This is a genomic window from Silvimonas sp., from assembly GCF_031291215.1.
Taxonomy (GTDB): Bacteria; Pseudomonadota; Gammaproteobacteria; order Burkholderiales; family Chitinibacteraceae; genus Silvimonas; species Silvimonas soli.
Genome location: NZ_JARLJK010000064.1, coordinates 267,004 through 289,296 on the forward strand (window position 1 = coordinate 267,004; position 22,293 = coordinate 289,296).

The 22,293-nt window shown below is 57.2% G+C and carries 21 protein-coding genes; 8 read left to right on the plus strand and 13 right to left on the minus strand.

Going from position 1 to position 22,293, the window contains the following annotated elements; translation table 11 throughout:
• Positions 1-226: 226 nt before the first annotated feature.
• Together galK and galT are read right to left on the minus strand one after the other, a co-directional pair.
• The gene (gene galK / locus P4L78_RS07425) at positions 227-1,378 is read right to left on the minus strand and encodes a galactokinase (RefSeq protein WP_309327441.1); all 1,152 of its coding nucleotides are present in this window, start codon (positions 1,376-1,378) and stop codon (positions 227-229) included.
• Positions 1,378-2,427, minus strand: a complete 1,050-nt coding sequence (gene galT, locus P4L78_RS07430; RefSeq protein ID WP_309327442.1) for a galactose-1-phosphate uridylyltransferase — start codon at positions 2,425-2,427, stop codon at positions 1,378-1,380. The genes galK and galT overlap by 1 nt, the downstream gene beginning before the upstream one ends.
• A gap of 310 nt (positions 2,428-2,737) precedes the next feature.
• Between galT and P4L78_RS07435 the strand changes: the two genes are divergently transcribed.
• The gene (locus P4L78_RS07435) at positions 2,738-3,070 is read left to right on the plus strand and encodes a YnfA family protein (protein ID WP_309327443.1); all 333 of its coding nucleotides are present in this window, start codon (positions 2,738-2,740) and stop codon (positions 3,068-3,070) included.
• A gap of 12 nt (positions 3,071-3,082) precedes the next feature.
• On the opposite strand, the gene P4L78_RS07440 is transcribed toward P4L78_RS07435, so the two are convergent.
• The gene (locus P4L78_RS07440) at positions 3,083-3,565 is read right to left on the minus strand and encodes a transcriptional repressor (protein ID WP_283150677.1); all 483 of its coding nucleotides are present in this window, start codon (positions 3,563-3,565) and stop codon (positions 3,083-3,085) included.
• A 175-nt stretch (positions 3,566-3,740) separates the two neighbouring features.
• A complete protein-coding gene (locus tag P4L78_RS07445) occupies positions 3,741-4,382 on the minus strand; it encodes a hypothetical protein (RefSeq protein WP_309327444.1) in 642 nt (213 codons plus the stop codon).
• Between the two features lie 259 nt (positions 4,383-4,641).
• Between P4L78_RS07445 and P4L78_RS07450 the strand changes: the two genes are divergently transcribed.
• A complete protein-coding gene (locus tag P4L78_RS07450; RefSeq protein ID WP_309327445.1) occupies positions 4,642-5,379 on the plus strand; it encodes an LOG family protein in 738 nt (245 codons plus the stop codon).
• A 269-nt stretch (positions 5,380-5,648) separates the two neighbouring features.
• Entirely contained in the window at positions 5,649-6,251 is a 603-nt protein-coding gene (locus P4L78_RS07455; protein ID WP_309327446.1) for a hypothetical protein, read from the plus strand.
• A 116-nt stretch (positions 6,252-6,367) separates the two neighbouring features.
• Here the strand turns inward: P4L78_RS07455 and argS are convergent, their stop codons facing one another.
• The 3 genes from argS to P4L78_RS07470 all read right to left on the minus strand — a co-directional run bounded on the left by argS (position 6,368) and on the right by P4L78_RS07470 (position 12,331).
• Complete coding sequence (argS, locus tag P4L78_RS07460) at positions 6,368-8,086, minus strand: arginine--tRNA ligase (RefSeq protein WP_309327447.1); 1,719 nt, start codon at positions 8,084-8,086, stop codon at positions 6,368-6,370.
• A 102-nt stretch (positions 8,087-8,188) separates the two neighbouring features.
• Complete coding sequence (locus tag P4L78_RS07465) at positions 8,189-10,681, minus strand: ATP-binding protein (RefSeq protein ID WP_309327448.1); 2,493 nt, start codon at positions 10,679-10,681, stop codon at positions 8,189-8,191.
• A 252-nt stretch (positions 10,682-10,933) separates the two neighbouring features.
• The gene (locus P4L78_RS07470; RefSeq protein WP_309327449.1) at positions 10,934-12,331 is read right to left on the minus strand and encodes a deoxyribodipyrimidine photo-lyase; all 1,398 of its coding nucleotides are present in this window, start codon (positions 12,329-12,331) and stop codon (positions 10,934-10,936) included.
• Positions 12,332-12,466: 135 nt separating this feature from the next.
• Between P4L78_RS07470 and P4L78_RS07475 the strand changes: the two genes are divergently transcribed.
• The 4 genes from P4L78_RS07475 to P4L78_RS07490 all read left to right on the plus strand — a co-directional run bounded on the left by P4L78_RS07475 (position 12,467) and on the right by P4L78_RS07490 (position 15,952).
• Positions 12,467-13,018: a YqgE/AlgH family protein gene (locus P4L78_RS07475; RefSeq protein WP_313790888.1), complete on the plus strand. Its 552-nt coding sequence runs from the start codon at positions 12,467-12,469 to the stop codon at positions 13,016-13,018.
• An 85-nt stretch (positions 13,019-13,103) separates the two neighbouring features.
• Positions 13,104-13,577, plus strand: coding sequence for a Holliday junction resolvase RuvX (ruvX, locus tag P4L78_RS07480; RefSeq protein ID WP_309327450.1), 474 nt, complete (start codon positions 13,104-13,106; stop codon positions 13,575-13,577).
• Between the two features lie 99 nt (positions 13,578-13,676).
• Positions 13,677-14,639 carry an aspartate carbamoyltransferase catalytic subunit gene (locus P4L78_RS07485; RefSeq protein WP_283150685.1) on the plus strand — a complete coding sequence of 321 codons (963 nt, stop codon included), beginning with the start codon at positions 13,677-13,679 and terminating at the stop codon, positions 14,637-14,639.
• 32 nt (positions 14,640-14,671) lie between these two features.
• The gene (locus P4L78_RS07490; RefSeq protein ID WP_309327451.1) at positions 14,672-15,952 is read left to right on the plus strand and encodes a dihydroorotase; all 1,281 of its coding nucleotides are present in this window, start codon (positions 14,672-14,674) and stop codon (positions 15,950-15,952) included.
• An 87-nt stretch (positions 15,953-16,039) separates the two neighbouring features.
• Here the strand turns inward: P4L78_RS07490 and P4L78_RS07495 are convergent, their stop codons facing one another.
• From P4L78_RS07495 to gatC, 6 genes are all read right to left on the minus strand, one after another.
• Positions 16,040-16,327, minus strand: coding sequence for a DUF3861 domain-containing protein (locus tag P4L78_RS07495; protein ID WP_283150687.1), 288 nt, complete (start codon positions 16,325-16,327; stop codon positions 16,040-16,042).
• 117 nt (positions 16,328-16,444) lie between these two features.
• On the minus strand, positions 16,445-17,872 hold the full coding sequence (gatB, locus tag P4L78_RS07500) for an Asp-tRNA(Asn)/Glu-tRNA(Gln) amidotransferase subunit GatB (RefSeq protein ID WP_309327486.1): 1,428 nt from the start codon (positions 17,870-17,872) through the stop codon (positions 16,445-16,447).
• Positions 17,873-17,888: 16 nt separating this feature from the next.
• Positions 17,889-18,635 carry a GNAT family N-acetyltransferase gene (locus P4L78_RS07505; RefSeq protein WP_309327452.1) on the minus strand — a complete coding sequence of 249 codons (747 nt, stop codon included), beginning with the start codon at positions 18,633-18,635 and terminating at the stop codon, positions 17,889-17,891.
• The gene (gatA, locus tag P4L78_RS07510; RefSeq protein WP_309327453.1) at positions 18,636-20,087 is read right to left on the minus strand and encodes an Asp-tRNA(Asn)/Glu-tRNA(Gln) amidotransferase subunit GatA; all 1,452 of its coding nucleotides are present in this window, start codon (positions 20,085-20,087) and stop codon (positions 18,636-18,638) included.
• 16 nt (positions 20,088-20,103) lie between these two features.
• Complete coding sequence (gene lpcA / locus P4L78_RS07515) at positions 20,104-20,697, minus strand: D-sedoheptulose 7-phosphate isomerase (RefSeq protein ID WP_309327454.1); 594 nt, start codon at positions 20,695-20,697, stop codon at positions 20,104-20,106.
• Positions 20,694-20,981, minus strand: a complete 288-nt coding sequence (gene gatC, locus P4L78_RS07520) for an Asp-tRNA(Asn)/Glu-tRNA(Gln) amidotransferase subunit GatC (protein WP_283150692.1) — start codon at positions 20,979-20,981, stop codon at positions 20,694-20,696. The genes lpcA and gatC overlap by 4 nt, the downstream gene beginning before the upstream one ends.
• 261 nt (positions 20,982-21,242) lie before the next feature.
• Here gatC and P4L78_RS07525 point away from each other — a divergent pair, with 261 nt between their 5' ends.
• A complete protein-coding gene (locus P4L78_RS07525) occupies positions 21,243-22,289 on the plus strand; it encodes a rod shape-determining protein (protein WP_184100051.1) in 1,047 nt (348 codons plus the stop codon).
• Positions 22,290-22,293: the final 4 nt, after the last annotated feature.

The following is a 22,293-nucleotide window of genomic DNA, read 5'->3' on the forward strand; positions in this document are numbered from 1 at the left end:
CAACCACATGATGAATGATTAGCTCGGCGGACGATTTTGCGGCCATGGTGCAGCAGGCTTACGCCCTGGTGCTGCCGCGCTATTCCGGTTGAGCCAGAATCTGCTCGATTCGCGCGATCTCGTCAGCAGAAAAATCCAGCCGCGCCAGCGCCACAGCGGAGATAGACGATCTTGTTATCAGAAATGCTTGCGGATACCGACGTGGTGGATTCCATTGAGATTGGATTTACAGTTCGCTGGCACCGGCAGCGGCCTGGCAAACGTAGGTTGTCGCGGGCAAACCGTTGGCATTGCGATAGCTTGCAGCCACAGCCACGCGAACTGGTTCCACCAAGGCATGCGGCACCAGCGCGACCACGCAACCGCCAAAGCCGCCTCCCGTCATGCGCACGCCACCAGCCTCACCGATCACGCTTTTTACCGTGTCGACCAATTGATCAATCAGCGGCACGGTAATTTCAAAATCGTCCCGCATCGAGGCGTGCGATTCAGCCATCAACCTGGCAAGCAATGGCACGTCACCAGTGCTGAGCGCGGCGGCGGCATCCAGCGTGCGCTGGTTTTCGGTGACGATATGGCGCGCACGGCGGAACACCACCGGGTCCAGCTGAGCCTGCGCGGCCAGCAGTTGCGGCAACGTCACATCGCGCAACGCTTTTACGCCAAAGAATTTTGCGGCAGTTTCGCACTGCTGCCGACGCAGGTTGTATTCGCTACCAACCAGCCCGCGCTGAATATTGGAGTTCAGAATCAGCACCGATAAATCATCCGGCATCGCTACCGATTGGGTTTGCAGCGACCGGCAATCAATCAGCAAGGCGTGGCCCACCTCGCCTGAGGCCGAAATCAGCTGGTCCATAATCCCGCAGTGGCAACCGACAAATTCGTTTTCCGCCTTCTGCGCATTCAGCGCGTTTTGCGTGGGCGTCAGTTCAAGCTGATAGGTCGTTTTGATGGCCTGCCCCACCGCCACCATCAGTGAAGCAGACGAACTCAGCCCGGCGCCTTGCGGGATATCGCCACTGATCACCATGTCGATGCCGCCAAACACCAGCCCCTGCTTTTGCAGATACAGGATCGCGCCACGCACATAAGTGGCCCACAAAGCGTCGGGGTGCGGCACTACCGGCTCATCCAGCGAGAAAATATCGGCCTGGTTGGCATAATCGGCCGCCACCACACGCACGGTGCGATCTTTGCGGGGCGAACAGGCAATCGCTGTGAAATGATTAATGGCACACGGCAACACAAAGCCATCGTTGTAATCGGTATGTTCGCCGATCAAATTGACGCGGCCGGGCGCTTGAATAATGTGCTGCGGCAGCACGCCAAAGGTTTCAATAAACATTGCGTTTACGCGGTAGTCCGGGCCAGACATCACAACCCCTTTGTATTTTGCAAATAATGCACTTCGGATAATTGTTGCAGCCGTTCAGCCGCTTGCTCTGGGGTAATGTCGCGCTGGGTTTCGGCCATCATTTCATAGCCGACCATAAACTTGCGCACCGAGGCCGAACGCAGCAGCGGCGGATAGAAATGCGCGTGCAACTGCCAATGCTGGCCATCGTTGGCAGCGTGTGACGGTGCACCATGCCAGCCCATCGAATACGGAAACGAGGTGTTAAACAGATTGTCGTAACGCGTGGTCAGCTTTTTGATCACCACCGCCAAGTCCAGCTTTTGCGCCTCGTCCAGTTTGTCCAGATGCGTCACATGCGCTTTGGGCAACAGCAGCGTTTCAAATGGCCAGGATGCCCAATACGGCACCACGGCGATCCAGTGTTCGGTTTCTACTACCGTGCGGCCGCCATCGGCCTGCTCGCGCCGGGCGTAGTCGAGCAGCATGGGCGAACCGTGTTCGGCAAACCACGCGGCCTGGTGTTCATCTTCCAGCGCTACTTCGGTCGGCACAAAGTTGCTGGCCCACAACTGGCCATGCGGATGCGGATTGGAACACCCCATTGCCGCACCCTTGTTCTCGAAAACTTGCACCCATTCCCAGTCAGCCGAGAGTTCGCTCACCTGTTCGCACCACACGTCCACCACGTGCCCGAGCGCTTCGAACGATAACTCCGGCAGCGTTTTGCTGTGATCGGGCGAGAAGCAAATCACGCGGGCGAGGCCTTGTGCGGCACCAGCCTGAAACAGCGGGTCCTGGTTAGCCGGGGGCGCCGGAGTGTCTGCCAGCAGCGCGGCAAAGTCGTTGGCGAACACCCAGGTGTTTTGGTAGTCCGGATTGCGCTCGCCGGTCACCCGATCATTGCCAGGGCACAAGAAACAAGTCGGATCATGTTTAGGCCGAGCCTCAGTGGCTGGCGCATCCAGCGCGCCCTGCCACGGCCGTTTGGCGCGATGCGGCGACACCAGAACCCAACGCCCGGTCAGCGGGTTATAGCGGCGATGCGGGTGATCTACGGGGTTGAACATCTGTACTCCTGAAGCTTTTATTAACCCTTGCGACCGGTTTCCCGGATGGATTGGCAAGGGCCGCAGAATTTTTGTTTGCACCGGCAAACAGCAGCGCGGATGGGCATTGTAGCGCCTAACGCTCAATCATAGATATTATTACTAATAAATTAGTTGTCGTCAGCGGATATCAAAACGTCCGTTCAAACTGGCACACCCGCATGACACTTGGCCGCTTGTGATAGATTGCTGCGATTGTTCATGCATGGCAAAACCTGATGAGTCTTTCACTCAAGAATGTCCGCTACTTCATTGCCGTGGCCGAGCCGTCATGTTCGCGCTGAAAACATTCCTGCTGTTTGCCCTGACTGCCCTGGCGGAAATCGTCGGTTGTTATCTGCCATGGTTATGGCTGCGCAAAGATGCGCCGATATGGTTATTGATCCCCGCCGCGTTCAGCCTGGCCTTGTTTGCATGGCTGCTGACCTTGCATCCGGCGGGCGCGGGCAGGACTTATGCTGCCTATGGCGGGGTGTATGTGGCAGCTGCCCTTGGCTGGATGTGGGCCGTAGAAGGTGTGCGGCCGGACCGTTGGGATTGCCTTGGTGCAGCAGTTACGCTGCTGGGGATGGCAATTATTTTCTTTGCGCCACGTGGGGTGTAAATCGCAACCGGATCAATTGTGCCGATGCGGGTGCATGTGCTCATGCTGGCAGGTGGCGCCGGTTGCCTGGCATTCATTGCAAAACGCTTTGACTTCCAGATGCTGAGGCACCGCGCCAAAGCCGTTTTCGCCCAACAAGCGGGTAAAGAAGAACTCGCAATCGTCGCCGCGCGCCTCGGCGACCTTGCCGCAACACGGGCAGATGATAAACAACGTCTGCGCCGCATGATCGTGCTGCTGACAGGCAACATAGCCATTGACCACTTCCAGCCGGTGCACCAGTCCTTCAGTTTCCAGAAATTCCAGCGCGCGATAGATGGTGGGCGGGGTGAGTGATGCAATGCCCGGGCGCAACGCTTCGAGCAAATCGTAGGCTTTGCTGTAGCCGGGTTGATCGGCAATGCGCTCCAGCACTTGCCGCCGGATAGTGGTCAAGCGAGTGCCATGCTCGCGGCAGCGATCTTCAGCGTAATCGAGAAATTCTTGTGTATTCATAGGCCTGCATTGGGGTGACAGCAGGCACAAGCAGTGCCCGCATGGGCTTGATTCTAACCCATCTAGTGGCCCACGACTGCGCTGGCGTACTCCGGTCATGGCGTTTCCCGGTCTATGCAGCCAAGAAAAAACGGCGCCTGTTGCGCCGTCTTTGGTCACCACTGCGCGCAGCGGTTTACTGCAATGGAATCACTTTGACGTCTGCATCCGCAGCAGCCGGTGCCGGAGTGGCGCTGGCCGGGCAATTTGCGCCAGCTTGGTTGCAGTTGACCAGAGTGAAGATATTCCAGTTGCGCGTTGCATCTTTAACCCGACCGCTGGCCCGCTGTATCTCACCAGTAGCAGGCGTATAGGCGATGCTCGATTGCTCGACAAACTGGATGCTGCCCTGTTTGGATGCCAGTTCCTGGCGTACTTTGATATCAAACCGCATGTCCTGCCCTGGCGGCACCAACCCTTGCGGCATGGCATGAAAACGCATTTGTGCCGGACCGGCGTCATAGCCGTTCTTGCCGGTAAAGGTAATCACTTGCTCATTCTTCCAGTCTGGCTTGTCGCCCAGCACCTTCGGAAACATGGTCGGGGCCTGCATCGCCGAACGCGGGCCATCCAGCAAAAAAGTGGCGCAATCGTCGTCCGCCTGCCAGCTCCAGTAACTACCGAGATCAACCTTGTGCAAGGTGATATAGCGGGTCGGTGCAGCCTGGCCCGATACGGCGATATCGCACTTCAAATGCTGATCACCCTCGGCGGCCCAGACGTGGGACAACGGCAACAATGCAAGCATTGCAATAAGGGGCAGATGGCGGGCGGTCATGACTTTTCCTTGTTATGGGGTGAGCTGGTTTTGCGCATTCTAGCCAGGCCCGGCGCACTTTGTGCAAACCGCAGCGCTGGTGTTTTTACAGGGCCGTGGCCCGTTTCGGCACAAATGTGAATGAAAGCCCTTTGAAAGACAATGGGATATCGCTAGACTGCCCGTTCGATCTTGATCCGGATCGAAGCACGCTCCGGACATCAATGGCAGGCGTTGCTATCAACAACCGGCGCAGCCGCAGCAATCAAAACAGGACAGCATGATCAATCCCAACAACAAACCCGTCGGCGTGGTGGATGACGTCGAAGCCCTGCGCATTGTTTCCGATGCCGTTCTCAAACTGTGGGACACCGTGGATGACCTCTCCCGCCTGCGCCCGGCTCACACTGATCAATACCACGTCACCATTTTTGGCTCGGCCCGCATTCAGGAAGACACGCCGTCCTATGAAGCGGTGAAACAACTGGCATCGCAACTGGCGGCAATGGGTTGTCGCATTGTTACCGGCGGCGGTCCTGGCCTGATGCAAGCGGCCAACGAAGGCGCGCGCCAAGCCAAGCCGGATGATCCGGACGCATCGGTTGGCATCCGCGTTGATCTGGATTTCGAACAACACGTGAATGACTTCGTGGGCCGCGTGTACGAGCACAAGACGTTCTTCTCACGCCTGCATCACTTCGTCGCCCGTTCCAATGCCTTCATCGTGACTGAGGGCGGCGTGGGGACGCTGCTGGAATTGTCGATGATCTGGCAGCTACTTCAAGTGCGCAAACTGTATGACACCCCGCTGATTCTCATCGGCGACATGTGGCACGGTCTGGTCGATTGGGCGCAGTTGAACATGGTGGACAACGGCGCGGCCCTGGCCAGCCCGCGTGATATGCAGATTCCGGTGGTGGTGGACAGCATTGAAGACGCAGTGCAGTTGATTCGTGAGCATCACGCCAAGTGGCTGGACGTTGGCAAGTCGCTGGAGCCGGTGACGGCGCGGCCATAGAGATATGACGCTCAACTCGTGATTGCAGGCCCGGATGAAACCAGAAATGGGGAATCCGGGCTTTTTAAATATTTGAGCATGCGTTGCGTGCATTCATTTTCACAGGCTCCCACAATTCCTCATAAGCGCCAGCCGGGGCAGTCAATAGTAACGAGTGGTGTTCCAGCGCAAATTCAATAACGGTCAGAAAGAATTAGAATGCGTTTGTGTTTTCGCATGTGTCGCAAACATCAAACCATATCCTTATTCCAACCTGACAAGGAAATACAGTGTATTTCAGAATCCGTGCCTTGCTGGCAACAATGACCATTTTAATTATGGCAAGCGGCTGTTCAATCATGCACCCAGTCGCTGACGATTACGGTCAATATCTGACTAATAACCAGAAAGCAGGTCAATTCCAGCAGATTCAAGTCGCAAACCAATACCAGGTACCTGCTGCCACGCAAAACCATCATTATGAATTTCGTTCGGCAATGGTTGGCTATGCCCACGTATGGGCAGTAGACTTTGGCAAAATACTTGATGCCACTATGCAATCCAAAGACGTAGTGGATGCGCTAGGGCCATTGACTAAGGCTGCGCCGGATTCGCCAAGCAATGGCAATACCCTTATCTTTGACCTGGATAAGTATTCATTTGAAGATTTTGGCGCACACATTGTGTTGACCATCCGTGTAAAGAACGCCAGTGGTGAAGTTTTCAAGAAAACGTATACCGCCGATGGCGAAACACAAGGAGGTAAAATGTTCTGGAGTGGGCCGTTCGGCATGAAAAATGCAGTTCAGCAATCCACAAAGCTGGCGATGGATAAAATCTTTACCACCTTTATTGCAGACGTGAAGACCTCCACGCTTGTCGCTGCCAAATAATGCGCCTTTGTTTTGAGCCGCTTATTAAACGCATTTGCAATACATAGCGCAAGCAAGCCCAAAAAAGAAAACGGCCGGAATATCCGGCCGTTTTCTTTTTTAATAAAAAATAGCTTTTACATCTCTTCCAGCACATCAATCCCGAGCAAGCCCAAACCGGTCGACAAGGTTCTGGCCGTGGCCGCGCACAAACGCAGACGACTGGCGCGAGTGGCGCCTTCGGATTTGAGCACCGGGCACGCATCGTAAAAACGCGAGAAGCGTGTCGCCAGCTGATAGAGATAAGCGCACAAGAAGTGTGGCGCGGGTTCGGCAGCCACTTGCTGCAGCAGTTGCGGGAATTGCGCCAGCGCCAGCGCCAGCGCGTGTTCGGCGGGTTCGGCCAGATGCAGTTCGGCGTTGGCATCTACCGTACCAGCCTGGCGGAAGATACTGGCGATCCGGGTGTAGGCATATTGCAGATACGGCGCGGTGTTGCCTTCAAAGCTGAGCATGCTTTCCCAGTCGAACACATAGTCGCTGGTGCGATGCTTGGCCAGATCGGCGTATTTGACGGCACCAATCCCCACTGTGCGGGCGATCTGGCGGCGGGTGGCTTCAGCCAGGTCCGGGTTCTTGCTGGTCACCAAGTCAAACGCGCGGCTTTCGGCTTCTTCCAGCAATTCAACCAGTTTGACCGTGCCGCCGGAGCGGGTTTTGAAGGGTTTGTTGTCCTTGCCCATCATGGTGCCGAACGGCACGTGTTCCAGCACGATATCGTCGCGCACGAACCCGGCTTTGCGCGCCACGGTAAACACTTGCTGGAAGTGCAAACCCTGGCGGGCGTCCACCACGTACAACACACGGTCCGCATGCAGTACATGGTCGCGATAACGCGCGGCCGCCAGATCGGTGGTGGAGTACAGATAACCACCATCGTTCTTTTGCACGATATACGCCGCGGGCTCGCCTTCTTTGTTGCGGAATTCGTCGAGGAACACCACTTGTGCGCCCTGGCTTTCGGTCAGCAAACCCTTGGTACGCAGGTCCGTCACCACTTGCGCCAGATCGTCGTTATAGGCTGATTCGCCCATTACGTCGTCGTCGGTCAGCTTTACGCCCAGCTGTTTGTAAACCGCATTGCAATGCGCCAGTGAAATCTCGCGAAAGCGCTCCCACAACGCCAGCACACGCGTGTCGCCCGCTTGCAGGCGGACCACGTAATCACGTGCGGTATCCGCAAAGGCTGGGTCTTCATCGAAGCGGGTTTTGGCTTCGCGGTAGAAGGTTTCCAGATCATGCAGTGCGATTTCAGCCGGTTTGCTGGTTTCCTGTTCAAACAGGTATGCAGTCAGCATGCCGAATTGCGTGCCCCAGTCACCCACGTGATTCTGGCGGATAACCTTGTTGCCCATGAACTCGAACACCCGCGCCAGCGCGTCGCCAATGATGGTCGAACGCAAATGGCCGACGTGCATTTCTTTGGCCAGATTGGGGGATGACAAATCCACCACCACGGTTGCGGCGTGTGCAACGCCAGCGCCCAGGCGCAGGTCTTGTTGCCCGGCGATCACACGTTGGGCGAGGAATTCATCAGCCAGGGTGACGTTGATAAAACCAGGGCCGGCGATGTCCAGTTTGCTGGCAATGCCACGCAGATCCAGATGCTCCAGCACACGTGTGGCCAGCTCTCGCGGGTTCGCTTTTTGTGCCTTGGCGACGGCCATGACGCCGTTGATTTGATAGTCGCCAAATTCCGGCTTGGAGGCCGGCTGCACTGCCGGGTTTGCGTCCGGCACGCCAATGGCGGCGAACGCAGCACTGGCACGCTGCGCGATAAGCTGAAGCAAGGTCATTTACTGGTATCCGGGAAAAATAGAATCGCAAAACGCGTATTGTAGCAAACATGAAGCCATCAGCCGCGCCATGCAGGCTACGGCAGCCTGGCGGTGAGGTCGTCAGCCTGCCAGCGGGTGTTCGCCTTCCGGCGGGGCCGGTTGCTGGCGCGGCAGCGTAAAGCGAAAGCGCGCGCCACCCTCTTCACGATTGGCGGCAACAATCACCCCGCCATGCGCTTCGACGATTTCCCGACAAATCGCCAGACCCAAGCCAGAACTGCCTGGCGTGTTCAGGCCGCTACCCTGCACAAACTTCTCAAAGATGCGCTCCAAGTCATCTTGGGCAATGGCCGGGCCGTCGTTCTCTACCAGCGTCACCAGCAGATCACCCTCGGCGTAAACCGTCACGGCGATTTCGCCATCTTCCGGACTGAAGCGAATGGCATTGGAGACCAGATTGCGCAGCACTTGCGCCACGCGTGACGCATCGCAATCGAGCAGATCGTCTGGCGGCACGCGTCGCACCAGGCTGATCCGTTTACGGCTGGCCAGTGGCTCAAGTTCAGTGATCACGCCCTCGATAATCCGTCCCAACGCATGTTGCGACAGGTGGTAATCCATCTTGCCCGACTCCAGTTTGGCAATGTCGAGCAGGTCGTTCACCATGCCCAACAAACGCTCACCAGACTGGATGATATTGTCAAAATAGCGGCGCAGTTTCTCGGGTTTGGCCGTTTCTGCCTTGTCCTGACCGATGCGGGCAAAGCTGAGAATGGCGTGCATCGGCGTGCGCAATTCATGCGAAATATTCGATACAAACTGGGTTTTGGCCCGATTCGCCGCATTGGCCCGATCCCGTGCGCCGCGTAGATCGGCGGTCTGGGCGGCAACGATATCCTGCAAGTGGTCGCGCGCGTTACGCAGTTCGCCCTCGGTGAGTTTCAGCGCAGTGATATCGCGCACCAGCCACAGCACGTGGGCGTTGTTCTGCTGCGGCAGCGGCAAGATCAGCGCCTCAAACCAGCGCTCACCTTCGACCAGTTCTGCCTCGTATACCATGCGCTGCGCCCGGCCCGATTGCAGCGCGATTTCCAGCGCCATGCGACCACCGTCGATTACGCTGTTGGGCATGGTATGAAAAATCGAGTGCCCGACCGGATCACCTTCAAACAAGCGCGTGGTGTTGCCAAAGGCATCCTGCACAACGCTATTGGCATCCACCACAAAGACCGGATCGGGCAGAATTTGCGACAGCCCGGCCAGGCGCGTGGCGGTGATACGGGCAGTCTCGGCCTCACGCGCCAGGTCTCCGGCCGCCTGGACCAGTTGCCGGTCACGCTCGCCCACGCGGCGCACCATCATTTCAAACCCACGCGCCACCCGGCCAAATTCATCATTGCGCTGAGTGCTTGGCAGCGAAATATCGTAGTTGCCATCTGCCACCCGCGCCTCAGCCACCGCCAGTTCAGACAGCGGCTCGGCCACCAGCTTGCGTAGCACGCTCCACAAAATCAGCAGTTCCACCAGCAACGACAAAGCGCCCAGAATCAGCACATACCGCGCATTGGCGCCGGCAATACTGGATAAACGGGATGACGGATAAACCACGATCAGCCGCCAGTCCGGGCCATGGATGCGCCCTACACCAAGCTGGAACTTGCCATCGGCGGTTTCTACCACCTGGGCGTTCGCGGTCACAGACAGCGCGGTGCGCACAATGCTTTGCAGTTCCGGATCATGCAGATGCGATACATCCAGCTTGCCGCCCGCCAACTGGATTTCTTTGCCAAGGCGCGGATGGGCAATCAGTTGCCCGTCACTGCGCACGATCACGTTGTAGGTGCCAGCGAGGTGGTCATTCGCAGTGCGATGAACCAGATCATCAATCACGATATCCTGACCCGCCGTACCCACCCAGCGCCCTTTGTAATCAGCGGGGGTGACGTGGGAGATCATCCATTTGTGCGCGCCATCATCAAAATAGACGGTGGTCCAGAACGGGCGGCGCGAAGGATTACTCTGTGTGGTGGATCGCCACACGGTTTCGTATTCATAGATATTGGTGGCGGGCGAGGTCGACTGGCTCCAGTCCACAAATGGCGCGTAATTGAGCGACATCTGTTCTGGCATATTGATAAAGCTGTCGAGAAAACGATTGGTGGTCAGCGGCCCCCATTCGGTCAACAACTGCCACGCGGTTACAACGCGGCGCTGGAACTCTGGCGTGAGGGGGACATCGTTGCGGATAAACAGCGTGGCTTTGTGCTGGTAGTCACTGACTTCGGGCCGCACCCGCACCACGCCATCTTTACCCGCCGCAAACAGGGCGTTGAACTGGGCTCGCGGGTCGGTATTTTCTGCCAGCGCCAACCGTCGCAGATACTCGTTGGCGATCATTTTTGTTTGCGTTTCCGCCAGCAAAAACTGTTCGCTTTCGCCATCGGCACGCGCTTGCACGTAGTTGCGCAAACCATCCCGCAAGCTGTCTTCCAGGCTGGCATAAAAATGCCAATACGCCGCCAGCGTAATCAGCAAAATGACCGCAGCAATACGCAGGCCCATGCGAATGAGGGCGCGACGGGTGAGCGTTGTGCGCACCGGCTGCAGCGGCATTATGTCCTGCCTGAATGAGGGGTTAGGTGGATCAACATTTTTGTTTTGTTTGTAAACCAAGTTGTTATTATTAAAATCGTCTGTACGCGCTGTAAAAGCAACCGCTAATACGCACCAGACACAATGAGATACCTGCGGTCGAGGGGATATCTGGCTCAACCCTGGCCCGAGCTACCTTGCCGCTCCTACTTCTTTTATCGCTGTTTTCACCGGAACAGCCCCCGCCTGTGTTCCGTTTAAAGTCGCCAGCATTTAGTCTCGCTTGAACAGCGCCAGCGCCTGTGACCGTTGCAGGGCATGGTCAACCACGGGCTGCGGATAATCGATCCCCAGCCGCAAACCATTCAAGCTGCGCGCCAGCCATGGCGCATGGATATCCTTGTCACTCAGCGCGGCCAGCTCTGGGCAGTACTTCCGGATAAACCGCCCCTGCGGGTCGAATCTTTCCGATTGCGTGACCGGGTTGAATATCCGGAAATACGGTTGGGCATCGCATCCGGTACTGGCCGCCCACTGCCAACCACCATTATTGGCCGCCAAATCGTAATCAAGCAGTTTTTTCGAGAAATATCGCTCGCCCTTACGCCAGTCCACCAGCAAATCTTTGACCAGAAAACTCGCGACAATCATGCGCAGCCGGTTATGCATGTAGCCGGTGCGATTCAATTGGCGCATGGCCGCATCCACCAGCGGGTAACCGGTGCGCCCGTCGCACCACGCGGCAAACCAGTCCAGGTTATTGGGGAACGGCAGATGGTCGTATTCGGCCTTGAAACTGTGCTCAACCACATCCGGGCGATGCCAGAGAATTTGCTGATAAAACTCGCGCCAGATCAGCTCCGACAACCAGGTTTGCGCGCCCTCTGCGCCCACCGCGTGGGCATAGGCCGCCAGTTCGCGCACCGATACCGTACCAAAGCGCAGATGCGTAGACAGATACGATGGCCCTTTGACGCCCGGGAAATCGCGCGTTTCATGATAACGGTTGATCCGCTGTTTGAAGTCCTCAAACAATGCTTCACCACCACTCATGCCGGGCTGGACCGGTAAATCATCCAGCGCATTGTCATCAAAGCCCAGCGTGGCAAGCTCGGGCAAAGCCTGGCGCGACAATGGCGCCAGATTGTGCAGGTATCGCCGCACCGGATAAGGCTTGAGGAAAAAGTCATCAAGCCGCGCTAGCCAGGCACGTTTGTACGGGGTGAATACGCTAAACATGCCCCCGCTCTGGGTCAGGATTTCCTGCCGTTCAAAGATCACCTGATCCTTGAATGTATGCAATTTGACACCAGTTTCATTTAAAGCGCGGCCCACCGCCTCATCACGGGAGATCGCGGCCGGCTCGTAATCATGATTGGTGTAAACCGCCTGCACTTTGAATTCACGCGCCAGTTGCACGATAGCGTGCGCGGCGTTGGCATGGCGCACCACCAGATCGCTCCCGACTTCCCGCAGCGCGGCCTGCAATTCACGCAAGCTGGCATGAATAAACGCCACACGCCGATCGTTGACGGGCAACGTATCCAGAATGGCGCGGTCGAACACAAAGACCGGCACGACCTGCTGGTTTTCTTTCAGGGCGTGATACAGCGCCGCGTGATCGAACAAACGCAAATCACGCCTGAACCACAGCAAGGCACGTTGAACCATTGATACTTTTCCAGGACGAATGCGGGCTATTCTACGAGAGGCAAGGCGCTTTCAGTACGTTGTCATGAAAAACTGCATGGCGCGCCCCGGCGCACCGTTACGAAGCTGCTTTATGCGATAATCGGAAACATGAACATGAACCTTTCGCGCCACTTCCTGATTGCCATGCCTAATCTGGTTGATCCGGTTTTTGAACGCACTCTCGCCTACATTTGCGACCACAACGACCGTGGCGCGATGGGCGTGATCGTCAACCGGCCCCTGGGTATGCCTTTATCCGCCTTGTTTGAGCAAATCGACGTTGAGCTGCATCGTCCGGATGTCATTGAACTGCCGGTATATTTTGGCGGCCCGGTGCAGACAGATCGCGGCTTTGTGCTGCACCAGCCACTGGGCGAATGGCAGTCCACTTTGACCGTATCTGACGAAATCGGTCTGACCACCTCCAAAGATATTCTGCTGGCGGTAGGCGAAGGCGCTGGTCCAGAACAATTGTTTGTCACTCTCGGCTACGCCGGTTGGGAAGCAGGCCAGCTGGAAAACGAAATCGGCCAGAATGCGTGGATTTCGGTACAGGCTGACCCGAAAATCATTTTCGATTTGCCGGCGGAAGAACGCTATGAAGCGGCACTGGCGCTGATGGGCATTGATATCGCTATGCTCAGTAAAGAAGCTGGCCACGCCTGATGTTCCCGTTACCTGCTGAGTTTTACCTTGCCCCCCTTTGCACAGGGGGGTCTTTGTATCTACCCGCTGCCCGTGGAGTTCTGTGATGAGTAGCGCCCTGGCCTTTGATTTTGGCGAAGCGCGGATTGGCGTAGCCATTGGCTCGACCGAACTGGGTATTCCGCACCCGGTTTGCACCATTGCCGCCATCGACAACGACACCCGCTTTGCCCGCATCGCCGCGCTGATCAAGGAATGGCAGCCCAACACCCTGGTCGTGGGCATGCCGCTATCCATGGATGGCACACCGCACAAGATGAGCCAGTTGGCGCGCAAATTCGGCCAGCGTTTGCATGGTCGCTTTCAGTTACCGGTGGTGTATGTGGATGAGCGCCTCAGTTCAGCAGCGGCATCCGATGCGCTCAATGAAACCGGTGTACGCGGGCGCAAACAGAAACCGGCGCTGGATCAGGTGGCGGCCATGCAGATTCTGCAAGGCTGGTTTGATGGGGCCATCATCGAACCACCCGCTGATCCGTCCCGCGCGGCCAGCCCGGACACCGAAGCCGACTCCGAATAATCAGCATTTCCGCCGTTCAACAATTATCATAATCGCCATTCCCGGCAGACTGGCCGCCAGCCAGCACTCTGCTTACGTTTTCTCAGGACAATCTCGCGCATGCTCAACCCGCAACTGAACGCCAACAAAGAGCTGATCCACTTGCTCACCACTGAAGGATTGCCGCGCGCCATCCTGACGCAAATTCTGGATCGCGCTGCGACCTACGTGGCCGAAATGGAAAGCGGCAACAAGAAGTTTCCGGCGCTGGCGGGCAAGTCGGTGTTCAATCTGTTCTTCGAGAACTCCACCCGTACCCGCACCACATTCGAGATCGCCGCCAAGCGCTTGTCGGCGGATGTGATCAACCTGAACGTGAACGCCTCGTCCACCACCAAGGGTGAAACGCTGCTCGATACCATCCACAATCTGGAAGCAATGGGTGCGGATATGTTCGTGGTGCGCCATGCGCAGTCGGGCGCTGCACATTTGATCTCGCAGCACGTGAAGCCGGGCATTGCCATCGTCAATGCTGGAGACGGCCGCCACGCGCATCCCACGCAAGCGCTGCTGGACATGTACACCATCCGTCATTTCAAAGGCGACTTCACCGGCCTGCGCGTGGCCATTGTCGGCGATGTGCTGCATTCACGCGTGGCCCGCTCGCAGATTCATGCGCTCAGCACGCTGGGTTGCCCGGAAATCCGCGTCATCGCCCCCAAAACCTTGCTGCCCATTGGTGTGGAACATCTGGGCGTGCATGTTTATCACGATATGGCCGAAGGCCTGAAAGACGTGGATGTGGTCGCCATGCTGCGCTTGCAGAACGAACGCATGAGCGGCGCGTTTCTGCCTTCCACCCAGGAATTCTTCAAATATTACGGGCTGACTCCAGAAAAGCTGGCGCTGGCCAAACCCGACGCCATCGTGATGCATCCAGGCCCGATGAACCGCGGTGTGGAGATTGACTCCGCCGTTGCGGACGGCGCGCAAGCGGTGATTCTGCCGCAAGTGACTTTTGGCATCGCCGTGCGTATGGCAGTGATGGCTTTGGTCGCCGAAAACCAGGCCCGTCGCGTTTGAGCCGCAACACCGGATAAAGCTAAGGAAAAACAATGAAAAAAATCGCAATCCGTAATGGCCGCCTGGTAGACCCTGCACACGGCACCGACAAAATCGCTGATCTGTTCCTGGCTGACGGCAGCATCATCGCGGTTGGCGCCGCCCCGGCGGGCTTTACTGCGGACGAAACCATCGATGCCACTGGCCTGATGGTGATGCCCGGCCTGGTTGATCTGGCCGCTCGCTTGCGTGAACCGGGCTTTGAATACCGCGCCACACTGGCATCAGAAATGGCTGCCGCCGTCGCTGGCGGCGTGACCAGCATCGTCTGCCCGCCCGATACCGATCCGCCACTGGACGAACCTGGCTTGGTGACCATGCTGCGCCAACGCGCGCGTCATCTTGATCTGGCCCGCCTGTACCCGGTCGGCGCCCTCACCCGTGCTCTTGCAGGCAAAGACCTGACCGAAATGGCCGAGCTACGCGACGCCGGTTGCGTGGCTTTCTCGCAAGGCGATCATCCGATTGGCGACTTGCAAGTGCTGTACCGCGCCATGCAATACGCCGCCACCTTTAACATCGGCCTGCGCTTGCGGGCGCAAGATGCCACGCTGGCGGGTAATGGCGTGGCGCACGATGGCGAATATGCCTCCCGCCTCGGGCTAACCGGCATTCCGGTCATCGCCGAGACCGTCGCCATTGCCACCATCCAGGAACTGATGCGCGCGACCGGTGCCAAGGTGCATCTCTGCCGCGTTTCCAGCGCCGCCGGTCTGGCCATGGTGCGCGCCGCCAAGCGTGAAGGTCTGCCACTGACTTGCGATGTCTCGATCAACCACGTGCATCTGGCCGATATCGATATTGGCTACTTTGACAGCAACTACCGCTTCAACCCGCCGCTACGCAGCATCCGCGACCGTGAAGCGATCCAGACCGGTTTGTTCGATGGCACCATTGATGTGATCTGCTCCGATCACAGCCCGGTCGACGAAGATGCCAAACTGCTACCCTTTGCCGAAGCCGAACCCGGCGCGACCGGGCTGGAATTGCTGCTGCCCTTGACCCTGGCCTGGGCCGAAAAAGCACACGTACCACTAACCATGGCACTGACCAAAATCACCAGCGCTCCGGCCAGCATGCTCGGCTTTACCGCCGGACTCACCGCAGGCTGCCGCGCCGATCTGGCACTGGTCGACCCGCAAGCGACATGGCGCGTCACGCCAGACGTCCTCAAAAGCCAGGGCAAGAACACGCCGTTCACCGGTTATGAAATGCGTGGGAAGGTGATGTACACCCTGGTGAAGGGCAAGCTGGTTTATTCCGCTCACGCCTGAAACAAACGGCTCGTTACGATAAGCCCGTCAACAAAAAGCCCGGAAAAATCATCCGGGCTTTTTGTTTCAAAAGACTGTGCGCGCTGGCTACAGAGCTTTGATTTTGCCGATGAAATCGCGATACGGGCCTTTGATGTCTTCAAACAAAGGATGATCGCGGTTCAGCAACATCACTTCACCCAGCAGCTTTAAACCCAGCGCCAATGAGGCCGAGGTATCTGCGTCAAAGGCCTGCTTGCCCTGAATCCGCTCGATAATGGCAAACAAGTCATCATGATTGGTGGCCGCGAACGATAGCGGCGTTTCATGCACCGGCTCACCCGGTTTGGATGGTGCAATATGTTCGAGGGTGACGCGATATTGATGCGAGCGCATGGCTGGATTCCTGGGAGGTTATCTCATTCAAATGAGAACAACTCTCAAATAATCAAGTCCACCAAAAGAAAAACGCAGGCAAGCCTGCGTTTTTTTATTTCCACCTGACCAATAACCTCAAGCCAGTTTTTTCTTCAGCAATTCAGTCAATACGCCCGGATTACCCTTGCCCTTGCTGGCCTTCATGCATTGGCCAACCAGCGCGTTCAGGGCTTTCTCTTTGCCGGACTTGAACTCTTCCACCGACTTGGCGTTGTTGGCGATGACTTCATCGACAATCGCTTCCAGCGCGCCGGTGTCGGTTTCCTGCTTCAGACCATCGCGCTCGATGATGGTGTCGGCGGCATCACCGGTTTCCCACATCTTCTTGAGCACGTCTTTGGCGGTTTTGTTGTTGATGGTGCTATCCGAAACGCGCTTGATCAACGCCGCCAGCGCTTGCGGGTTCACCGGTGACTGGCTGATGTCTTTCTCTTCGCGGTTCAGCGTGGCGGAGATATCACCCATCAGCCAGTTGGCCGCCAGCTTGGCATCGGCACCGGCAGCAACGGTCGCTTCAAAGAATGCGGCCAGGTCTTTGCTAGCGGTGAGCGTGCCGGCGTCATAGGCGGAAATGCCGTACTGCTGCGAGAAGCGTGCCTGCATGGCTTCCGGCAGTTCTGGCAATTCGCTACGCACGCGTTCGATCCACTCTTCCGAAATCACCAACGGCGGCAGATCCGGATCGGGGAAGTAACGGTAATCGTGCGCGTCTTCCTTGCTACGCATCATGCGGGTTTCGCCGGTGTCCGGGTCGAACAGCACGGTGGCTTGCTGGATTTTGCCGCCATCTTCAATGGTTTCAATCTGCCATTGCACTTCGGCTTTCACAGCTTGCTCAATGAACTTGAAGCTGTTCAGGTTCTTGATCTCGCGGCGAGTGCCAAATTCTTTCTGGCCTTGCGGACGCACGGACACGTTCACGTCACAACGAAAACTGCCTTCCTGCATATTGCCGTCGCAAATGCCGATCCACGTCACCAGGCTGTACAGCGCTTTGGCATAGGCCACGGCTTCAGCGGCGGAGCGCATTTCTGGCTCGGAGACGATTTCCAGCAACGGCGTACCAGCACGATTCAAATCGATACCGCTCTGGCCTTGGAAGTCTTCATGCACCGACTTCCCGGCGTCTTCTTCCAGGTGGGCACGCGTCAGATTAATGACCTTGTCGACGCCATCCACGTTAATGGTGATCTGGCCGCCTTCAACCACCGGCAGTTCAAACTGGCTGATCTGGTAGCCCTTGGGCAGATCAGGATAAAAGTAGTTTTTGCGGGCAAACACCGAGCGGCGGTTGACCTTGGCGCCAATGGCCAGGCCAAACTGGATGGCTTTCTCGACCACTGCCTTGTTCATCACCGGCAATGCACCGGGCAATGCGATATCGACCACTGCCGTCTGGGTGTTCGGCGCCGCGCCAAATGCGGTGCTGGCGGGCGAGAAAATCTTGGATTTCGTGGTGAGCTGGGTATGGATTTCCAGCCCGATTACTACTTCCCATTTCATGGTCAGTCTCTCTTGTTTAAGCTCTGGCCGCGCGTTGGCGGTACCAGTAACGATATTGCTCGACATAGCCAAAACCTGCGTACAGCTTCACGGCAGCGGCGTTGGCAGCAACCACCTGCAACAAGCCATGCGTGGCGCCGGTTTCGATGCCCCAAGCCAGTAATGAAGCCACCAGACGGCGGCCATAACCTTGGCCGCGCTGCGCCGGGTCGGTGCAGATATCAAACATCAACATGTAAACATGCTGGCGCACGGCAAACCCGCAAGCCACGATCTGACCGTTTTCGACCAGTGCTGCAAAGGTGGTCGGTGCGGCGTACAGCGCCAGCATCCGTTCGGCAATCGCCCGCTGCGCGGCGGTCAAACCGTTGATGTGGGTAAATGCATCCATCCACACCACTTCTGGCTGACGCCACAGTGTTACCGCCTGATCGACGCGGCAATCTACTTCGCGCAGATCAGCGATTTGCACGCTGGAAATATCAATCTGCTCGTAGCCGCGTTCAGCCAGCGTGGCATCCAGTACGGCGTTTTGCGCGGTCAGCTTGAAGATGCTGGGCAAGCCCGCAGCCGCAAACCGTTGCTCGCAATACGCCAGCTTTTCCGGCTCAGCCAGCACGCCTTCATATAACGGCGTCACCGAATTCGCCCGCTTGGTATAACCATCAGCAAAACGTAGCAGCCAGCCATCGAACAGTTCGGTCGAAATGGCGGGCCAGGCGCTTTGCGTAATGCCTTCAAGCAAGGCGATCTGCGTTGTCATTTACAGCGCCGGAGCCTTGGTGTGCCAGTCGGTGACTTGTTGATACTGATGCGCGGCATTCAACAGTTTGGCTTCAGCAAAATAGTTGCCAATCAGCTGCATGCCAATCGGGCGACCATTGGCCGCAAAACCCACCGGGTGGCTAATGCCGGGCAAACCCGCCAGGTTCACGCCCAATGTGTAGATATCGGCCAGATACATGGCGACGGGATCATCCGACTTTTCACCCAGATTCCACGCTGCAGTTGGTGCGACTGGCGCGGCGATCACATCGCATTGCGTCAGGCCACGCTGGAAGTCGTCCGCCAGCAAGCGGCGAATTTTCTGCGCTTGCAGGTAGTAAGCATCGTAATAACCGTGGCTGAGCACATAAGCGCCAGTCAGAATCCGGCGTTTGACTTCCCAGCCAAAACCTTCGGCACGGCTCTTTTCGTACATTTCGGTCAGGCCGTCATACTGCGCCGCACGGTGACCGTAACGCACGCCATCAAAGCGACTCAGGTTGCTCGATGCCTCAGCCGGAGCGATCACGTAATACGCCGGGATCGCCATGCGCGTGTTCGGCAGCGAAATCTCGACGATGGTTGCGCCCAGCTTTTTGTATTCAGCAATGGCGGCGTCAATAGCACCGGCGACATCTGCAGCCAGCCCTTCGGCAAAGTATTCTTTGGGCAGGCCAATCTTCAAACCGGCCAATGGCTGGTTCAGTTCGCGAGCGTAGTCTTCTTTCGGGCGATCCAGGCTGGTGGCGTCGCGCTCGTCAAAGCCGGACATCACGTTCAGCAGCAGCGCGCAGTCCTCTGCCGATTTGCCGATAGGGCCGCCTTGATCCAGCGAGGAGGCAAACGCCACCATGCCAAAGCGGCTAACCACACCGTAAGTCGGCTTGATACCGGTTACGCCGCAGAACGCCGCCGGTTGGCGAATGGAGCCACCGGTATCGGTCGCGGTAGCAATCGGCGCCAGCCGTGCGGCAACCGCAGCAGCCGAGCCACCGGACGAACCACCAGGCACAGCCAGTTTGTCCCACGGGTTTTTCACCGCGCCAAAAAAGCTGTTTTCGTTAGAAGAGCCCATGGCGAACTCATCCATATTGGTGCGACCCAGCGTCACCAGACCAGCTTTCTCACACAGTTCGACCACGTGGGCGGAATACGGAGACACAAAGTTCTCCAGCATTTTCGAGCCGCAAGTGGTCAGCCAGCCTTCCTGGCAGAAGATATCTTTGTGTGCCAGCGGAATACCGGTCAGCAAACCGGCATTACCGGCAGCGCGCGTGGCATCAGCCGCTTTGGCCTGTGCCAGGGTTTTGTCTTCATCGAGCGTGATGAAGGCATTGAGCTCGCCGTTATAAGCCTTGGCGCGCTTGAGGTATTCACCTGCCAATTCAACGGCAGAAAATTCGCCGGCCACCAGCGAGGCAGCCAGTTGCTTGATACTTTTTTCAAACATGGTCTAAACCTTCTAATCAAGCTTTCTCGTCAACGTAGCCCATGCCACATTCAACAAGGTCGATCAGGGTGTGGATGACTTTGATATGGATTTCCTGGATGCGGTCTGCATAGCCAAAGTGCGGCACGATGATTTCTACATCGGCCACGCCTTTGAGTTTCCCGCCATCCTTGCCCATCAGCAGCAGCACTTTCATGCCGCGAGATTTCGCTTCTTCTACGGCGCGGATGATATTGGCCGAGTTACCGCTGGTGGTAATGCCAACCAGCAGATCGCCTTTCTGACCAAATGCCGCTACGTAGCGGGCAAAAATCTCGTTAAAGCCGTAATCGTTGGCCACGCAGGTAATGTGCGAAGGGTCAGACACGGCCATCGCGGGCAAAGCCGGGCGATCACCGCGATAGCGGCCAGACAGTTCTTCGGCAAAGTGCATGGCGTCGCAGTGCGAGCCGCCATTGCCGCAAGAAATCGCCTTGCCACCGGCCTTGAATGTTTGCACCAGCAAGTCGCCCGCGGCATCGATAGACGCCAGCAAGGCCTCGTCAGCACAGACTTTGGCGAGGACTTCGGCGGCTTCGTTGAAATGTTGCGCTACGCGAGAGATGCTCATTCGAGCACCTTTGGCACCAGATACAAGCCGTTTTCAACTGCAGGAGCTATGGACTGGAAGGCCTCGCGGCGGTTAGCGGCGGTCGCCACATCTTCACGCAGGCGCAAATGCACATCCTGGGCATGAGCCATGGGCTCAATGCCGCTGGTATCTATGGCGCGCATCTCTTCGATTAGTCCGAGGATACGGTTAAGCTGCGTCTGCGTAGCCACCGCCTCGTCGTCGGTCACGGCCACGCGCGCCAGCCGCGCGATGCGCCTTACGTCGTCTAGCGAAAGGGACATGGTATTAGCCTTCATTAACATCAACGCAATAGGGTATCATACCGGCCTTGATTCACCGAAGCGCGCAGGCTACAAGAAGACGCCACTTGACAGTGGCATAGAACAAGCCAGTGAGCCTTATACATCTTGCTTTTCCGCATACCCCAAGCCGGAACTTTTGCCGGTGACAAGTGCCGGATTCGCATAACAAAATTCGCGGCTGCCTGTGAGTGTCACAGGTACCTTTTCCGATAGAACCCGATTTTAGATTGAGAGCACACGATGTTTGGCCTCCTCTCCGGCTATTTTGCCAACGATATTGCCATTGACCTGGGCACTGCCAACACCCTGATTTACATGCAAGGCAAGGGCATTGTGCTCGACGAACCCTCTGTGGTTGCCATTCAGCAAGAAGGCGGCCCGTCCGGCAAGAAGACCATTCTCGCCGTTGGTGCAGAAGCCAAAAAAATGCTGGGCCGTACACCGGGCAGCATTACCGCCATCCGCCCGATGAAAGACGGCGTGATTGCCGACTTCACCATCACCGAACAAATGCTCAAGCAGTTCATCAAAAAAGTGAACCCGAGCCGTCTGTTCTCCAGCCCTCCGCGCATCGTGATTTGCGTGCCGTGTGGTTCTACCCAGGTAGAACGCCGCGCCATTCGTGAATCGGCGCTGGGTGCTGGCGCACGCAAGGTTGAACTGATTGAAGAACCGATGGCTGCCGCTATCGGTGCTGATCTGCCAGTTGAAGAAGCTACCGGTTCGATGGTGGTGGATATCGGCGGCGGTACGACCGAAGTGGGCGTGATCTCGCTGGGCGGCATCGTTTATGCATCCAGCGTGCGCGTCGGCGGCGACAAGTTTGACGAGTCGATCATCAATTACATCCGTCGCAACTACGGCATGCTGATTGGTGAAACCACTGCGGAAGAAATCAAGAAGCGCATCGGTTCAGCCTTCCCGGGCGCCGAAGTACGCGAGATGGAAGTCAAAGGCCGCAATCTGGCTGAAGGTATTCCGCGCTCGTTCACCATCTCTTCCAACGAAATTCTGGAAGCGCTGACCGAACCGCTGAACCAGATCGTTTCTGCCGTGAAGCAAGCGCTGGAACAAACCCCGCCTGAACTGGGTGCCGACATTGCCGAAAAGGGCATGGTACTGACCGGCGGCGGCGCATTGCTGCGCGATCTGGATCGTTTGCTGATGGAAGAAACCGGCCTGCCGGTTATCGTTGCCGAAGACCCGCTCACCTGCGTGGTGCGTGGTTCCGGCAAGGCACTGGAAAAGCTCGACAAGGGCGGCGTGGTGATCTTCACCAACGACTGATCGA

Excerpts from the sequence above, each read along its gene's own strand:
- gatC (WP_283150692.1), bottom strand. The coding sequence starts at position 20,981 with ATGTCCCTTTCGCTAGACGACGTAAGGCGCATCGCGCGGCTGGCGCGC.
- P4L78_RS07505 (WP_309327452.1), bottom strand. The coding sequence starts at position 18,635 with ATGACAACGCAGATCGCCTTGCTTGAAGGCATTACGCAAAGCGCCTGG.
- gatA (WP_309327453.1), bottom strand. The coding sequence starts at position 20,087 with ATGTTTGAAAAAAGTATCAAGCAACTGGCTGCCTCGCTGGTGGCCGGC.
- P4L78_RS07465 (WP_309327448.1), bottom strand. The coding sequence starts at position 10,681 with ATGCCGCTGCAGCCGGTGCGCACAACGCTCACCCGTCGCGCCCTCATT.
- P4L78_RS07485 (WP_283150685.1), top strand. The coding sequence starts at position 13,677 with ATGCTCAACCCGCAACTGAACGCCAACAAAGAGCTGATCCACTTGCTC.
- P4L78_RS07450 (WP_309327445.1), top strand. The coding sequence starts at position 4,642 with ATGATCAATCCCAACAACAAACCCGTCGGCGTGGTGGATGACGTCGAA.
- P4L78_RS07470 (WP_309327449.1), bottom strand. The coding sequence starts at position 12,331 with ATGGTTCAACGTGCCTTGCTGTGGTTCAGGCGTGATTTGCGTTTGTTC.
- P4L78_RS07435 (WP_309327443.1), top strand. The coding sequence starts at position 2,738 with ATGTTCGCGCTGAAAACATTCCTGCTGTTTGCCCTGACTGCCCTGGCG.
- galK (WP_309327441.1), bottom strand. The coding sequence starts at position 1,378 with ATGTCTGGCCCGGACTACCGCGTAAACGCAATGTTTATTGAAACCTTT.
- gatB (WP_309327486.1), bottom strand. The coding sequence starts at position 17,872 with ATGAAATGGGAAGTAGTAATCGGGCTGGAAATCCATACCCAGCTCACC.
- P4L78_RS07440 (WP_283150677.1), bottom strand. The coding sequence starts at position 3,565 with ATGAATACACAAGAATTTCTCGATTACGCTGAAGATCGCTGCCGCGAG.
- galT (WP_309327442.1), bottom strand. The coding sequence starts at position 2,427 with ATGTTCAACCCCGTAGATCACCCGCATCGCCGCTATAACCCGCTGACC.
- P4L78_RS07490 (WP_309327451.1), top strand. The coding sequence starts at position 14,672 with ATGAAAAAAATCGCAATCCGTAATGGCCGCCTGGTAGACCCTGCACAC.
- P4L78_RS07445 (WP_309327444.1), bottom strand. The coding sequence starts at position 4,382 with ATGACCGCCCGCCATCTGCCCCTTATTGCAATGCTTGCATTGTTGCCG.
- P4L78_RS07525 (WP_184100051.1), top strand. The coding sequence starts at position 21,243 with ATGTTTGGCCTCCTCTCCGGCTATTTTGCCAACGATATTGCCATTGAC.
- lpcA (WP_309327454.1), bottom strand. The coding sequence starts at position 20,697 with ATGAGCATCTCTCGCGTAGCGCAACATTTCAACGAAGCCGCCGAAGTC.
- argS (WP_309327447.1), bottom strand. The coding sequence starts at position 8,086 with ATGACCTTGCTTCAGCTTATCGCGCAGCGTGCCAGTGCTGCGTTCGCC.
- P4L78_RS07475 (WP_313790888.1), top strand. The coding sequence starts at position 12,467 with ATGAACCTTTCGCGCCACTTCCTGATTGCCATGCCTAATCTGGTTGAT.
- ruvX (WP_309327450.1), top strand. The coding sequence starts at position 13,104 with ATGAGTAGCGCCCTGGCCTTTGATTTTGGCGAAGCGCGGATTGGCGTA.
- P4L78_RS07495 (WP_283150687.1), bottom strand. The coding sequence starts at position 16,327 with ATGCGCTCGCATCAATATCGCGTCACCCTCGAACATATTGCACCATCC.